At 59.8% G+C, this 12,343-nt stretch carries 14 protein-coding genes; 3 read left to right on the top strand and 11 right to left on the bottom strand.

Annotated elements, in window-relative coordinates; translation table 11 throughout:
• The first annotated feature begins 161 nt into the window (after nt 1-161).
• The 3 genes from ACA108_20435 to ACA108_20425 all read left to right on the top strand — a co-directional run bounded on the left by ACA108_20435 (nt 162) and on the right by ACA108_20425 (nt 4,052).
• Nucleotides 162-2,735: an ATP-binding protein gene (locus ACA108_20435; GenBank protein ID XEX95662.1), complete on the top strand. Its 2,574-nt coding sequence runs from the start codon at nt 162-164 to the stop codon at nt 2,733-2,735.
• Between the two features lie 281 nt (nt 2,736-3,016).
• Nucleotides 3,017-3,361, top strand: a complete 345-nt coding sequence (yjdP, locus tag ACA108_20430) for a DDRRRQL repeat protein YjdP (GenBank protein ID XEX95661.1) — start codon at nt 3,017-3,019, stop codon at nt 3,359-3,361.
• A 184-nt stretch (nt 3,362-3,545) separates the two neighbouring features.
• Nucleotides 3,546-4,052: a transposase gene (locus tag ACA108_20425; protein ID XEX95660.1), complete on the top strand. Its 507-nt coding sequence runs from the start codon at nt 3,546-3,548 to the stop codon at nt 4,050-4,052.
• A 123-nt stretch (nt 4,053-4,175) separates the two neighbouring features.
• Here the strand turns inward: ACA108_20425 and phnP are convergent, their stop codons facing one another.
• The 11 genes from phnP to phnF form a co-directional block, all read right to left on the bottom strand.
• Entirely contained in the window at nt 4,176-4,934 is a 759-nt protein-coding gene (gene phnP, locus ACA108_20420; GenBank protein ID XEX95659.1) for a phosphonate metabolism protein PhnP, read from the bottom strand.
• Nucleotides 4,912-5,376 (bottom strand): aminoalkylphosphonate N-acetyltransferase, encoded by a 465-nt coding sequence (phnO, locus tag ACA108_20415; protein ID XEX95658.1) that lies wholly within the window; start codon nt 5,374-5,376, stop codon nt 4,912-4,914. Before phnO ends, phnP begins: the two co-directional genes overlap by 23 nt.
• On the bottom strand, nt 5,369-5,956 hold the full coding sequence (phnN, locus tag ACA108_20410) for a ribose 1,5-bisphosphokinase (protein ID XEX95657.1): 588 nt from the start codon (nt 5,954-5,956) through the stop codon (nt 5,369-5,371). The genes phnO and phnN overlap by 8 nt, the downstream gene beginning before the upstream one ends.
• Nucleotides 5,956-7,092 carry an alpha-D-ribose 1-methylphosphonate 5-triphosphate diphosphatase gene (phnM, locus tag ACA108_20405; GenBank protein XEX95656.1) on the bottom strand — a complete coding sequence of 379 codons (1,137 nt, stop codon included), beginning with the start codon at nt 7,090-7,092 and terminating at the stop codon, nt 5,956-5,958. Before phnM ends, phnN begins: the two co-directional genes overlap by 1 nt.
• A complete protein-coding gene (phnL, locus tag ACA108_20400) occupies nt 7,079-7,783 on the bottom strand; it encodes a phosphonate C-P lyase system protein PhnL (protein XEX95655.1) in 705 nt (234 codons plus the stop codon). The genes phnM and phnL overlap by 14 nt, the downstream gene beginning before the upstream one ends.
• Before the next feature lie 115 nt (nt 7,784-7,898).
• Nucleotides 7,899-8,657 carry a phosphonate C-P lyase system protein PhnK gene (phnK, locus tag ACA108_20395; protein ID XEX95654.1) on the bottom strand — a complete coding sequence of 253 codons (759 nt, stop codon included), beginning with the start codon at nt 8,655-8,657 and terminating at the stop codon, nt 7,899-7,901.
• Nucleotides 8,654-9,499, bottom strand: a complete 846-nt coding sequence (gene phnJ / locus ACA108_20390; GenBank protein ID XEX95653.1) for an alpha-D-ribose 1-methylphosphonate 5-phosphate C-P-lyase PhnJ — start codon at nt 9,497-9,499, stop codon at nt 8,654-8,656. Before phnJ ends, phnK begins: the two co-directional genes overlap by 4 nt.
• Nucleotides 9,492-10,556: a carbon-phosphorus lyase complex subunit PhnI gene (locus tag ACA108_20385; protein ID XEX95652.1), complete on the bottom strand. Its 1,065-nt coding sequence runs from the start codon at nt 10,554-10,556 to the stop codon at nt 9,492-9,494. Before ACA108_20385 ends, phnJ begins: the two co-directional genes overlap by 8 nt.
• Entirely contained in the window at nt 10,556-11,140 is a 585-nt protein-coding gene (gene phnH, locus ACA108_20380) for a phosphonate C-P lyase system protein PhnH (protein ID XEX95651.1), read from the bottom strand. The genes ACA108_20385 and phnH overlap by 1 nt, the downstream gene beginning before the upstream one ends.
• Nucleotides 11,137-11,598, bottom strand: coding sequence for a phosphonate C-P lyase system protein PhnG (gene phnG, locus ACA108_20375; GenBank protein XEX95650.1), 462 nt, complete (start codon nt 11,596-11,598; stop codon nt 11,137-11,139). Before phnG ends, phnH begins: the two co-directional genes overlap by 4 nt.
• Nucleotides 11,599-12,324, bottom strand: coding sequence for a phosphonate metabolism transcriptional regulator PhnF (phnF, locus tag ACA108_20370; GenBank protein XEX95649.1), 726 nt, complete (start codon nt 12,322-12,324; stop codon nt 11,599-11,601).
• Nucleotides 12,325-12,343 lie beyond the last annotated feature (19 nt).

Genomic DNA, 12,343 nt, shown 5'->3' with positions numbered 1-12,343 from the left:
TAAATGCAAAATGTCAGAAGCCGTTCATATTTGTCATAGTAGTGAATAGTTAACCGCGATCACATTACCGGCTGGGAATGATTCGATAACAGATGTCATAGGCTAAACCTGTAGGGTGGATAAGCGATGCGCATCCACCGTTAATGCAGACCGGAGCCAGCATGCCGCAACCCAAAACACCGTTTTTTTCCAGCGCTCGTGGCCGCCTGCTGTCCTTCAATTTGTTGGTGATGGCGGTAACGTTGATGGTCTGCGGCGTGGCGGTGCTGGGCTTCCAGCACGCCAGCCGTTTACAGGAGCAGGTGCAGGGACAAACGCTAAGCGACATGTCCGGCAGCATGGAGCTGGCGAGGGATACGGCAAACGTGGCGACGGCGGCGGTGCGGCTGACGCAGGTTGTGGGGGCGTTGGAATACCAGAGCGAAGCCGCGCAGCTTAAGCAAACGCAGCTGGCTTTGCAGAACTCCCTGAGCCATCTGGCGAACGCGCCGCTCGCCCGCCATGAGCCGCAGCTGGTGGCGCGCATTACCGAAAGAAGCAACGAGCTGGAAAGCAGCGTGACGCGCATGCTGGAGCTGGGCCATCACCGTCACCTGGAGCGTAACGACCTGCTCAGCGCGCTCTACCAGAATCAGAGTTATTTACACCACATTCAGGATATCAACGCCCGTGACGGGCTGAACGTGCCGGATGCGGCCCTGCTCGCAGAGCTGGATCGGCTGATTCTGATTGCCATCCAGACGCCGTCCCCCAAAGCCACGGTAGCGCAGTTAACCGAAGTCATGGCTACGCTACCCGCTGCTGCTCAGTCGCCGCCGGTAAATGATATTTTGCAGGAGATGCGCGCTCATTTGCGCCTTTTGCTGCCGCTTTCTCAGCAGCTTGATAACAGCGATCTCGCCATCGCCTGGTTTATGTATCACATCAAGGCGCTGGTGGCGTTCCTGAATCAGGACATCAATCTTTATGTGCAAAAGGTCGGGCGGGAGTCGCTGAACCGCACGGAGCAAAGCCATATAGATCTCCAGTCCATCATCTCCTTTATCGGGCTTTTCGCCCTGCTGGCGCTGGTTATCACCGGATTTGCCGGCTGGTATATCTACCGCAATCTGGGTTCAAACCTGACGGCTATTTCGCAAGCTATGACTCGGCTGGCCCGTGGGGAGCGGGATGTCAGCGTCCCGGCATTACATCGGCGGGATGAACTTGGCGAGCTGGCACGCGCGTTTAACGTTTTTGCGCGCAATACCGCCTCTCTGGAACATACCTCGAAGCTGCTGAAGGAAAAAAGCACGCAGCTGGAAACGACCTTCCACGCCATGCGGGACGGTTTTGCCCTGTTTGATAACGACGGTTGTCTGGTGGTGTGGAATCCGCATTATCCGCTGCTGCTGGGACTAAAGCCGGAGCAGCTACAGCGCGGCCAGCACTATCTGGCTCTGTTAAAGCAGGTCACCTCTTTGCAGCAGCATATTCTGGAAAATCTCTCCCGACCGCGGCCAAAGCCGCAGGAGCTGCGGCTGGAAGATAACAGAACCATCGAACTGCGCTTCAGCCCGGTGCCGGGGCGCGGCATGGTCAACCTGGTGCTGGAGAGAAGCGAGCGTAAGGCGCTGGAGGAAGCGCTGGTACACGGCCAGAAAATGAAGGCGGTGGGGCAGCTTACCGGCGGTCTGGCGCATGATTTCAATAACCTGCTGGCGGTGATCGTAGGCAGCCTCGAGCTTATTCCCACGGATTCGCCGGATGCCGCACGCGTTACCCGTTCCCTTAGAGCTGCGGAACGCGGCGCGCAGCTGACCCAGCGTCTGCTGGCGTTTTCGCGCAAGCAATCGCTGCATCCGCACGCCGTCGCCATGAAAAGCCTGCTGGAGAACCTCGACCCGCTGATACGCCATTCGCTTCCTGCCGGACTGTCGCTGGACATTGAAGCGCAGCAGCCGGCATGGCCCGCATGGATTGACGTGAATCAGCTGGAGAATGCTATTATCAACCTGGTCATGAACGCCCGGGACGCCATGGACGGGCAGGCGGGGAGCATAAAAATCCGCACCTGGAATCAGCGGGTAGTGCGCGCCAGTGGGCGTAAGCAGGATATGGTCGCCCTTGAAGTGATTGATGCCGGGCACGGGATGTCGGCTGAGATAAAAGCGCAGGTTTTTGAGCCGTTCTTTACCACCAAACAGACCGGCAGCGGCAGCGGTCTTGGCCTGTCGATGGTCTACGGCTTTGTGCGCCAGTCCGGAGGCTGTGTGCAGATTGAAAGCGCGCCAGGACAGGGGACACTGGTACGGTTACAGTTGCCGCGAGCGCCCGCACAGGCGGTGGAGCGTCCTTCGCCATTGATGCCCCCCGCTAATGAGATTCAGGACCAGCTGGTGCTGGTGCTGGAGGATGAACATGATGTCCGTCAGACATTGTGCGAACAGCTCCATCAGTTGGGATATCTGACGCTGGAAACGGCAGACAGCGAACAGGCTATCAGCATGCTGGCTGAGGTACCGGATATCAGCATTCTCATCAGTGATTTAATGCTGCCCGGAAGCAAGAGCGGAGCGGAGGTTTTACAGCACGCGCGGGAGTATTATCCGCAGCTCACATTATTGTTAATCAGCGGTCAGGACCTGCGCGCCAGCGGGCGGCGACTGCCGGACGTAGAGCTGCTGCGGAAACCATTTAGTCAGCTTCAGCTTGCCCAGGCCTTGCGCCGCGCGTGGCATGCTTCATCGGCATGACAAAAAGAAAAAAGGTCAACGGCAAACAATTGACTCGGCGGACGGAAGCGGACATTAATAGATTGCCCCTTCAGGGCCTCCAGGAGGAAGCGGGCGGAACCGGAAAGTCACCTGAGCGCTTCATTAAACTATGCACCTCATCAAATATCCTGTAGCAAGGACTCAGCCCCTCTGCAAAGAGGGGCTGACTTTCAGACACCTCGCCGAATATGGGAATTCTCTGCTGTCGCGCTCCGTGCGCCTTTCATACGCTAGCCGCAGACCTTTTCTGAGACTGACTTATGAACCGATATGCCACCACCGTGCTGTTATCCGCCTTGAGCATGACTTCGCTTGTCCACGCAGACGAGCTGGACGGCCTGTTCGATAACTCCATCGTCAGCTCAATTTCGCAGGCTATTAACGACGCCTATAACCCCAACGGCAGCCAGAACGGTGACGACGAAGATCGCCGCCCGTACGAGGACGACAGGCAGCGAAATTCTGACGACCAGCGCCGCTACGAAGACCGTCACCGGCAGCTGGAAGACCGCCGCCGTCAGTTGGACGACCAACAGCGTCAGCTGGATGAACAGCGCCGCCAGCTTGAAGACGACGAGCGCCGGCTTGATGATGATTTTCGGTAGCGAATGCGAACTGGGTTCTGAAATTTTCTTTCGCTAATAAGCTGCTGATTTTAATGTGATAGGGTACAGAACTAACGGTGGATGACGCTGCGCTTATCCACCCTACAACTTCAACGGAACGTAGGCTGGATTAGCGTAGCGCCATCCGGCAATACAGGGACATTTCATGCAAGGAAGCTGAACCATGTCGAACTATCGTCGTGCTTTTCATAACGGTGGCACCTTCTTTTTTACCGTTAATCTTCATGACCGACACAGCGATTTGCTTACCAGGCACATCCATGCGCTACGAGCTGCCATTCGGCAAGTAAAGACACGCCATCCTTTCGATATCAACGCATGGGTTGTTTTACCCGAGCATATGCATTGCATCTGGACGCTCCCTGCGGGAGAAAATGATTTTCCCGGTCGCTGGCGGGCTATCAAAAAATCATTCACGAAGTCACTAGCCTGCAACGGTCAGGTCTGGCAGAAAAGGTACTGGGAGCACTGCATCCGGGATGAAAAAGATTACAGGGCGCACATGGATTACATTTATATCAACCCGGTTAAGCATGGCCTGGTGACAAGAGTGAGAGACTGGCCGTTTTCAACGTTTCACCGTGATGTGCAAAGAGGTTTGTACCCGGGGGATTGGGCGGGAACGGATGAGATTGTTAATGCCGGTGAACGTAAATATTTCGGTGGATGACGCTGCGCTTATCCACCCTACAACTTCAACGGAACGTAGGCTGGATTAGCGAGGGGTACATACCGACCACATGGGTAACACCTTCGTAGGCCGGATAAGCGAAGCGTCATCCGGCAAAAGACGTTAATCCACCTCAATCACAAGCCCGTCAAATCCGGCTTCGAATCCCGGCGGTAAATCGTTTTCCATCAGCCAGCAGTCGAACTGGTGGCTGATATGCGTGAGGATCACGCGCGGGCAGCCGATGTGTTCATTCAGAGCTATCACGGTATTCAAATCGCAATGGTTTTTTGGCGTTTCTGCTCTCGGCTCGTGGCTGCAATCAATCACCACCACTTCGGGCCTGTTGTTCACCAGAAACTTCAGCGTTTTGTCCGGCAGCCCTGCCGTATCGCACAGCCAGGCGACGCGGCTATGGGGCGTTTCAAACAGGTAGCCGTAGGTCAGCTTTGAGTGGTTAAGGGGCAGGGGAGTCACGCGCAGCGCCTGCAGGGTGAACCAGACGAACGGCTCCAGCGTAGGGCTGAAATCCAGCAAGCCGGGGTGCTTAAAGAGATCGTCGCAGCCCCGTTCGTCCGGCGGGCCGTAGACACGGATTTTCTCGCCAACGCCCCAGCGCAGCGGGAACAGGCCCTGCACATGATCCATATGGTAATGGGTGAGCAGAAACTGGTGGATCTCTTCGGGCTGCCAGCAATCCATCAGGTCGGGAATCCCCGCGTCCAGCAGCGTTATCGCCTTGTTGAACTTCACCACCGCGCTGCAGGGCTTGCGGCGATACTGTGGGTTGTTGCGGGCGCGTTCGCATGCAGCACAGCGGCAGCCAAAAGCGGGAATCAGCTGCGCACCACCGGTGCCGCTAAGGGTGATTTTCAGGCTCATTGTTGATCTCCACCGCTTTGGTAAAGCGAAAATGGGTCTGTTTATAGCCCTCCCGCTGGTAAAAACGGTGCGCGTCCAGTCGTCCGGTACTGGTCGAGAGCTCCGTTAGCTCTGCCCCCGCGATACGCGCCTGCTCTTCCGCCCACGCCATCAGCTTGCTGCCAACGCCGTGGCCTCGCGCCTGGGGCATCACCACCAGCTCCTGGATCTCCGCAATCCAGTTCACATGATGCAGGTGAAACTGCATATGTAGCCCAATCATGCCGACAACGTCGCCGTTAAGCAGGGCAAGCTGATAGCATAGGTTGTGATCTTCAAGATTCGCTGCAAAGCCAGCATTAAAAGCCTGCCGGTCAAACTCCGCCTGCTTCAGCTCGCAGATCAGGGCGTAAACAATATCGCCGTCGGCAATTGTGGCGCGGCGAAATTCAACTTCAGACATGGCGTGGCTCCTTACGGCGAAAGTGGACGACGTTGGCGTTGCGCTGGCCGTTTACCATGCGCATAAACGACTCGACTGACTGTAGCAGACTGCCGTCATTATGAAGTACCAGACAGTCGTCCAGATCCGGCGCATAAAAAGCCGCCCGCTGCAGGCGCTGCTCTATCTGCTGCGGCGTTTCCCGTCCGCGCAGTTCGAGCCGCTGGCGCAGCACTTCCGTTGAAACGTGCAGGCAAATGGGCACCAGCGCGTCGCCGTAGCGCCGTCGTGCCTGCTTCAGGTGCTGGCGCGAGCCGTTCACTACCACGTCAAAGCCCGCCTCAAGCCAGATATCCAGCTCCACGCCGACGCCGTAGCTCTGATGATGCGCCTGCCAGCTCAGGGCAAACAGCCCCTGCTCCTGCCGCAGAGCGAACTCCTTTTCGCTGAGCGCGACGTGATTTTCGCAGCCAGCATCGGCTGCGCGGGTTATATAGCGGTGCGCCACCAGCAGCCGATTGTTCTCCTGCTGGCGGAGCGCCGTCAGCAGGCTGTCTTTCCCGGAGCCGGACGGCCCCATCAACCAGACCATTTTGCTCATCAGAACACCCGCATTCCCTGACGCCAGACGTGCCCGACGTAAACGTGGTCGCCGTGCTGATGGGCCAGTACCATATCCGCCCGTTTTCCTTCCGCCAGCACGCCGCGATCTTCCAGACTGAGCGCCCGCGCCGGGTTACGCGTCACCAGCGCCACAGACTGCGGGAGCGTGAAGCTGTTTGACTCGTCGTGCGCCACGCGGAAGGCCGCATCCAGCATGCTCGCCGGGTAGTAGTCGGAAGAAAGGATGTCCAGCAGCCCCGCCTGGGCCAGCTGATGCGCGGCCACGTTGCCAGAATGCGAGCCGCCCCGAACAATATTCGGTGCGCCCATCAGCACGCTCAGACCGTGCCGGCGAGAGGCCTGTGCGGCTTCAAGGGTCGTCGGGAACTCTGCGATAACGCTGCCCAGCTCATGAGATTCCGCTACGTGCGCGGCAGTTGCGTCATCATGGCTGGCAAGGGCGATGTTTCGTGCACGACACTCGGCGGCAATCGCCAGGCGGTTCGGCTGTGACCAGCGTTCCGCCAGCGCCAGCTGATCCGCTTCGTAGCGGTTCATCTCCGTGTCGTTCAGGGAATATTTTCCCTGATAGTATTCGCGATACTTAACCAGATTAGAGAACTGGCGCTGGCCCGGTGAGTGGTCCATCAGTGACACCAGCGAGACGCCGCCCCGGTCGATAAGCTGCTGGAAGAGCGGCAGGGTCGTGTGGTGCGGCAGTTCGCAGCGCAGGTGCAGACGGTGCTCGGCGCGGTTGATGCCCTGTGCCTGGGTCTGCATTACCGCGTTGATCATCTTCTCTAAGTTTTCCAGCCGGTCGCCACCGTCCCGCACGTCGCCCAGCGCGACCGCATCCAGCACGGTGGTGATGCCGCTTGCCACCATCAGCGCGTCGTGGCTGCTCATGGCAGAGTGGGCAGGCCAGTCTACCTTCGGACGCGGGGTGAAGAACTTATCCAGGTTATCGGTATGCAGCTCGATAAGCCCCGGCAGCAGCCAGCCGCCTTCGCCGTCGTGTGCTTGTGGCAGGCTGCTTGGGCTGTCGGCAAAGTTTCGGATCACTCCGTCGGCCACTTCCAGCGAGCCGCTAACCACTTCGTTTTCCAGCACCAGCCTGACGTTATTGATAATCATGTTGCGCCTCTACCGTAGTCATGGAATGCAGGCGGTCCGCCACCAGATTGCGTACCGCTTCGTCGTGGAATATCCCGACAACCGCCGCGCCCCGCGCTTTTGCCTCCTGAATCAGCGATACCACGGCGGCGCTGTTTTTGGCATCCAGCGAGGCGGTCGGCTCATCGAGCAGCAAAATCGGGTAGTCGACGATAAACCCGCGGGCGATGTTCACGCGCTGCTGTTCGCCCCCGGAAAACGTCGAGGGCGCAAGGCTCCACAAACGTTCCGGCACGTTCAGGCGAATTAACAGGCGAGAGGCTTTCGCCACGCACTCTTCACGGGGAACGCCCAAATCCAGCAGCGGCTGCATCACCACCTCCAAAGCTGAAATACGCGGGATGACGCGCAAAAACTGGCTCACCCAGCCGATGGTTTTGCGGCGTACCGCCAGCACGTCCCGCGCCGGAGCCCGCACGATATCCAGCCAGGCGTCGTCATGCTTCACCCAGATATGGCCTTCATCCGGCAGATAGTTGGCGTACAGCGAACGCAGCAGTGTGGATTTGCCGCTGCCGGAATGGCCGTGCAGCACCACGCATTCCCCACCTTTAACTTCTAAAGAGGCGTTAGCCAGCACCGGCAGGCGGATACCGTGCTGGTGGTGCAGCACAAAGGTTTTGCTGAGGTTTTCTACCCGTAAGCGGGACATAGTGATTCCTTGAAAGGGTTGCCATAACGTCGGATGGCGGCTGGCGCCTTATCCGACCTACGGGGTACAGGTGCGTAAGTCGGATAAGACGCGCAGGCGTCGCCATCCGGCAAAATCAGTTCTGCAGCACCGATGACACCAGCAGCTGGGTGTAAGGGTGGTGCGGGTCGTCCAGCACGCGGTCGGTCAGCCCGCTCTCCACCACCTGGCCCTGCTTCATGACCAGCAGACGATCGGCCAGCAGGCGTGCCACGCCTAAATCATGGGTGACAATGACCACCGCCAGGTTCAGCTCCCGCACCAGGCCTCGTAGCAGGTCGAGCAGGCGCGCCTGAACCGACACGTCCAGCCCGCCGGTTGGCTCATCCATAAATACCAGCTTCGGATGCGTCACCAGGTTGCGGGCGATTTGCAGGCGCTGCTGCATGCCGCCGGAAAACGTCGTTGGCAGGTCATCGATACGTGACGCAGGGATTTCCACCTCTTCCAGCCAGCGCTGGGCCGTGGCGCGGATCTCACCGTAATGGCGTGCGCCGGTCGCCATCAGCCGCTCGCCGATGTTGCCACCGGCGGAGACGTGGCGGCGCAGGCCGTCCATGGCATGCTGATGAACCACACCCCACTCGGTACGCAGCAGACGGCGGCGGTCGCCTTCACTCATGCCGTACAGCGACTCATCCAGGTAAATCACTTCGCCGTTCTGCGGCGCGAGGCGGGCAGAAATCGACTTTAACAGCGTGGTCTTGCCGGAGCCGGACTCGCCGACAATCCCCAGCACTTCGCCGGGGTACAGCTCAAACGACACGTCGCTGAAGCCTTTGCCGGGGGCGTACAGGTGGGTCAGGTTGTTGACCGAAAGGAGTGGCTGGATCATTGGGCGGCGGCCTCGCTGTTCTGGCGGCAGTAATCGGTATCGGAGCAGACGAACATGCGGCTGCCCGCGTCGTCCAGCACCACTTCATCCAGGTAGCTGTGGCGCGAACCGCAAATGGCGCACGGTTCTTCCCATTGCTGAACGGTGAACGGATGGTCGTCGAAATCGAGGCTCTCCACGCGGGTAAACGGCGGCACGGCGTAAATGCGCTTCTCGCGTCCGGCCCCGAACAGCTGCAGCGCGGGCATCCTGTCCATCTTCGGGTTGTCGAATTTCGGGATCGGCGACGGGTCCATCACGTATCGCTCATTGACCTTCACCGGATAGGCGTAGGTGGTGGCGATGTGGCCGAAGCGGGCGATATCTTCGTAAAGCTTCACCTGCATCACGCCGTACTCTTCCAGCGCGTGCATGGTGCGGGTCTCCGTTTCGCGCGGTTCGATAAAGCGCAGCGGCTCGGGGATCGGCACCTGGTAAATCAGGATCTGGTCTTCAGCGAGCGGCGTTTCCGGGATTCGGTGGCGGGTCTGGATCAGCGTCGCGTCTTCCGTGCGCTCGGTGGTGTTCACGCCAGTCACGCGCCTGAAGAAGTTGCGGATCGACACGGCGTTAGTAGTGTCGTCCGCGCCCTGGTCGATGACCTTCAGCACGTCTGCTTCACCAATTACGCTGGCGGTAATCTGAATGCCGCCCGTGCCCCAGCCGTAGGGCATCGGCATCTCGCGTCCGCCAAACGGCACCTGATAGCCGGGAATAGCCACGGCCTTGAGGATGGCGCGGCGGATCATGCGTTTGGTTTGCTCGTCCAGATAGGCGAAATTGTAGCCGCTTAGGTTAGCCATGGTCGCGCTCCTTAATCAGGCGGTTCAGCAGTTCCAGCTCGGCCTGGAAATCGACGTAGTGCGGCAGCTTGAGGTGCGAGACGAAGCCCGCAGCCTCCACGTTATCCGCGTGCGAGAGCACAAACTCTTCGTCCTGAGCCGGGCCGGCAACGGTTTCGTCGTAGTCCGGGGCCTGCAGCGCGCGGTCGACCAGCGCCATCGCCATCGCCTTGCGTTCACTCATGCCGAACACCAACCCGTAGCCGCGCGTAAAGTGTGGGGCTTCTTCTTCGGGGGCGATAAAACCGTTGACCATTTCACACTCGGTCAGCAGCAGTTCGCCGACGTTCACCGCAAATCCCAGCTCTTCCGGCACGATTTCGATATCAACGTAGCCGCTGCGGATCTCCCCGGCGAACGGGTGGTTGCGCCCGTAGCCGCGCTGGGTGGAGTAGGCCAGCGCCAGCAGATAACCTTCGTCGCCGCGCACCAGCTGCTGTAAGCGGGAGGAGCGGGAGCACGGATAAGCCGGCGGCTGGCGAGTGATATCGTCCGGCTGTTCGCCGTCATCTTCTTCGGCTTTCGCCAGGCCCTGCTTCACCAGCATGCTGAACACGTGGGGGGCCGGGTCGGTGTGTATATCGCCCGCTTTTAGCTCCGGGGTTTCGCCGTTGGCCAGCAGCGTGAAGTCCAGCAGGCGGTGGGTGTAGTCGTAGGTCGGGCCGAGCAGCTGGCCGCCGGGAATGTCTTTGTAAGTGGCCGAAATGCGTCGCTCCAGCCGCATCTCTGCGGTATTCAGCGGTTCGCTCACGGCTAAACGCGGCAGCGTGGTGCGGTAAGCGCGCAGCAGGAAGATGGCTTCGACCATATCGCCGCTCGCCTGCTTGATGGCAAGGGCCGCGAGTTCGCGGTCGGCAATACCACCTTCGGTCATCACGCGGTCTACCGCCAGGCCCAGCTGCTGTTCGATTTGCGCCACGCTCAGCTCGGCGAGGCTCTGTTCACCCCGGCGGTTCAGCTCCTGCAGCGTGTGGGCGGCGGCAATCGCCTTCTCGCCCCCTTTCACGGCGACGTACATCAGCACACCTCCACGTGGGTGGTTCGAGGGATAGCCAGCAGGCGCTCGCCGCAGGTGAGGATCAGGTCGATGCCCAGCGGGAACGGGTGCGGGCGCTCGGTTAACTCGTGGATCACGCAGTCCGGCAGCTGCGGGGCAATCATGCGCTCTTCCTGAATGCCCGCGCCGGTCAGGCGCAGCATGCGGCCACCGCTCAGGCTGCTGACCTGCAAAATCAGCGTGGCGCTGGTATCGGGGGCGACGTCCGTTCCCTGGGCGAGGGCGTTGAGTTGTTCGCCCGAGATGTTGGCATCGGCTATGGCAAACTGGGCCGTTTCCGGCGTCCGGGCGAGCGGAGCATTTGTATGAAAACGCGTATTTTGCGAGGTGGCTTCACTATTCAGCGCATCGCTGATCCATACCGGGGTGTCGTTGTCGGCCAGCGTCAGCAGCACGCTGGTGGAGGCAACGTTCAGCGGCGTCCAGCCCTGATGAAGCGAATGCAGCGCGACGATAACGCCCGGCTCGCTCATGGCTTTTAGCAGGCGGCGGAAGCTCTGCTGGGCGTCCTGCACGGGCAGGGTGAATGCGGTCATTAAGGTCATGCGTTATCTCCGCGAACCAGGGTAAAGAAGTCGACGCGGCTGCTGTTCACCTGGGCACGCCTTTTGGCAAGGCGCTGCTCCCGGTTAGCCGCCAGCGGCGCAATTAAGGTTTCCTGTAACGTTATGCGCAGGCTTTCTTCCTGCATCAGCGCGTCGATCGCCGCGCAGCGCTCGGCGTGGGCTTTATCTCGCCCTAATAAATAGCTGTAGCCGTAGGTGCCGTTATCCAGCTGCACAACGGCGCGGGTTAGGGTGGCGTCCCCTGCGAAGAAACGTTGCCCCGTTGCGCCCATGCGCGCCTGGATCTGCACCAGTCCTACTTCCGGCTGGCGAATGACCTGATAAACAGGGTTTAACTTCAGTGCGGCCCAGCGTTCCGCCAGCTCCTGCGGCAGGCTGTGGGCGAGCACGGCCATCCACTTCTGGCGCTGTGCGGTATCGTTCTGCGTGGCGTCCATTTAGTGCTCCATAGTGAATTCGATCATGTCGGCGCGGGTCAGGCTGACGGAGTATTCCGCCGGGTTTGCCTCGCCTTCACGGTGGTTAAGGGTGCGCACGCACAGCAGCGGAGCCATGTTGGGGATCTCCAGCAGGCGGCTCTCTTTGGCCTGTGCGCGCCGGGCGCTAATGCGGGTCTGCGTTCGTTTAAGATGAATGCCGAGCTGGCTGCTTATAACGTCGTGCAGCGATCCGCTGTGGAACTGCTGCAGCGCGGGCCACCAGCTCAGATCGGCAAAATAGTGGTCGATAAGGCAAACGGCGATGCCGTTAACGCGCCTTAGGGTGCGCAGGTGAATAACTTCTTCGCCTTCGGCTACCCCTAGTGCATCGGCAACGTGGCTGGAGGCCGGGCGCAAAACGGCAAGTAAGCGCTCGCTGGTGGGGTGGCTGCCCTGGTCGAGCAGGTTCTGGCTGAAGCGCGCCTGGGCGTTCAGCGGGTAGTCGAACGGGCGCATTAAAACCAGCACGCCAACGCCCTGACGGCGCTGCACCCAGCCTTTTTCCACCAGTTGGTCGATGGCGCGGCGCAGGGTGTGGCGGTTGACTTCGTAGCGCGCCGCCAGCTGACCTTCTGCGGGCAGGTAGTCGCCGCAGCGGTAATGGTTACGCAGCTCCAGCTCAAGCAGGGCGGCGATCTCCTGGTAGCGGGTGGGGTAACTGGTCGGATGTCTGGATAAGTGCATGTCAGTCAATCCTCTGCTT

The organism is Dryocola sp. LX212, assembly GCA_041504365.1.
Classification (GTDB): domain Bacteria; phylum Pseudomonadota; class Gammaproteobacteria; order Enterobacterales; family Enterobacteriaceae; genus Dryocola.
The sequence above is the reverse complement of the archived record's forward strand: the minus strand, read 5'-3'. Positions and strand labels throughout refer to the sequence as shown.

Excerpts from the sequence above, each read along its gene's own strand:
- ACA108_20435 (XEX95662.1), top strand. The coding sequence starts at position 162 with ATGCCGCAACCCAAAACACCGTTTTTTTCCAGCGCTCGTGGCCGCCTG.
- yjdP (XEX95661.1), top strand. The coding sequence starts at position 3,017 with ATGAACCGATATGCCACCACCGTGCTGTTATCCGCCTTGAGCATGACT.
- ACA108_20425 (XEX95660.1), top strand. The coding sequence starts at position 3,546 with ATGTCGAACTATCGTCGTGCTTTTCATAACGGTGGCACCTTCTTTTTT.
- phnP (XEX95659.1), bottom strand. The coding sequence starts at position 4,934 with ATGAGCCTGAAAATCACCCTTAGCGGCACCGGTGGTGCGCAGCTGATT.
- phnO (XEX95658.1), bottom strand. The coding sequence starts at position 5,376 with ATGTCTGAAGTTGAATTTCGCCGCGCCACAATTGCCGACGGCGATATT.
- phnN (XEX95657.1), bottom strand. The coding sequence starts at position 5,956 with ATGAGCAAAATGGTCTGGTTGATGGGGCCGTCCGGCTCCGGGAAAGAC.
- phnM (XEX95656.1), bottom strand. The coding sequence starts at position 7,092 with ATGATTATCAATAACGTCAGGCTGGTGCTGGAAAACGAAGTGGTTAGC.
- phnL (XEX95655.1), bottom strand. The coding sequence starts at position 7,783 with ATGTCCCGCTTACGGGTAGAAAACCTCAGCAAAACCTTTGTGCTGCAC.
- phnK (XEX95654.1), bottom strand. The coding sequence starts at position 8,657 with ATGATCCAGCCACTCCTTTCGGTCAACAACCTGACCCACCTGTACGCC.
- phnJ (XEX95653.1), bottom strand. The coding sequence starts at position 9,499 with ATGGCTAACCTAAGCGGCTACAATTTCGCCTATCTGGACGAGCAAACC.
- ACA108_20385 (XEX95652.1), bottom strand. The coding sequence starts at position 10,556 with ATGTACGTCGCCGTGAAAGGGGGCGAGAAGGCGATTGCCGCCGCCCAC.
- phnH (XEX95651.1), bottom strand. The coding sequence starts at position 11,140 with ATGACCTTAATGACCGCATTCACCCTGCCCGTGCAGGACGCCCAGCAG.
- phnG (XEX95650.1), bottom strand. The coding sequence starts at position 11,598 with ATGGACGCCACGCAGAACGATACCGCACAGCGCCAGAAGTGGATGGCC.
- phnF (XEX95649.1), bottom strand. The coding sequence starts at position 12,324 with ATGCACTTATCCAGACATCCGACCAGTTACCCCACCCGCTACCAGGAG.